Below are 1,340 nucleotides of genomic sequence, written 5' to 3'. Positions count from 1 at the left end.
AGGTAACGTCAAGTATTTTGTGTAAATAAATTAATATCTTTCTTCAAATAGTTGAATTAGTTTTTCTCGAGCAGCTAAAAATCCTTTTAATCTTCTCTCTGACCATTTATAATTGTAGTCTATGATCTTAAGATATAAGATTTTTTCTGCTGCTTTTTCATTCGGTAAACTGTTCATTGTTTTAAGTCTTTTTCTGATTTCCTTATTGGCTCTTTCAATCCAGTTAGTTGTATAAATTGACTTCTGAATACTATCTGGATATTTGTAGAAAGCAAACAATTCATCTTTATCTTCAAACCAGCTTTGAGCTAAGTGAGGATAGAGTTTATCCCACTTTGAGCTGAAATCATTTAAGGCCTGCTCTGCATACTCTCTGCTGGGAGCTTTGTAAATTTTCTTTAGATCTGTAACAATTTCATCTGTATGTTTTTTCTTGACTTTATGAAGAGTATTTCGAATCTTGTGAACTACACAGCGTTGAACATCAGCTTTTGGATATACTTTAAGGAATGAGTCAGTTAATCCTGGTAGACCATCCATAACACCCAAAAGCACCTGTTCTACACCTCTGGATTTCAGGTTCATTAATACTTCCTGCCAGAGTGCAGCTGATTCTGTTACACCAATGTAGAAGTCCAGAATCTCTCTATAGCCTTCTTCATTAATTCCAATGATTATATATGCCGATTCATTGCCAACATGCTCTCGGCGGATCTTGATGCTTAGAGCATCAATAAAGATTACGCTATAGCGCTTTTCTAAGGGTCTTTTTTTCCACTGTTCAATTTCTTTTAATGCTATATCTGTCAGATTGCTGACACTGGTAGCACTGTATTTTTGACCATACATTTTCTCAATTAAATCAGCTATATCTCGAGTGGATAGACCTCTGGCATACATCTGGATTACAGTCTGTTCCAGCCAGTTATCACGACGTTTATATGGCTCAAAAAGAGCAGTTTGAAAATCATTGTTTCTATCTCTTGGAACTTCTAAATTTTCAATGACACCATATTTAGTCTGTAAATTACGAGAATAATTACCATTGCGGCTGTTGCCAGAGTTCTTACCAGCAGAATCATATTTATCGTAATTTAGAAATTCAGTTAATTCACCTTTAAGCATTTTTTCGATAAAATTTTTGATCAAATCATTAATCATATCGTCAAAATTCACTTGACCATTGTTGGGTTTTTCAGTTATACTTTTCATGAGGAGTCCTCCTTGTGGTTGTGTTTTTTATTTTGTCAATAAATATATTCAACCACTCAAAGAAGGATTCCTCTTTTTATTTAAAAAAATTATCATAATTTTATTTACACAACTTATTATACATTACT

General features: G+C 33.2%; 1 protein-coding gene. It reads right to left on the bottom strand.

Annotated features, from left to right (window positions below; genetic code table 11):
• Nucleotides 1-30 precede the first annotated feature (30 nt).
• On the bottom strand, nucleotides 31-1,212 hold the full coding sequence (locus tag C7954_RS13535; RefSeq protein ID WP_089656229.1) for an IS256 family transposase: 1,182 nt from the start codon (nucleotides 1,210-1,212) through the stop codon (nucleotides 31-33).
• Nucleotides 1,213-1,340: the final 128 nt, after the last annotated feature.

Origin of the sequence: Halanaerobium congolense, assembly GCF_004366375.1 — a bacterium.
Classification (GTDB): domain Bacteria; phylum Bacillota; class Halanaerobiia; order Halanaerobiales; family Halanaerobiaceae; genus Halanaerobium; species Halanaerobium congolense.
Note: the sequence above shows the minus strand (reverse complement) of the source record. Positions and strands in the feature narration are given on the sequence as shown.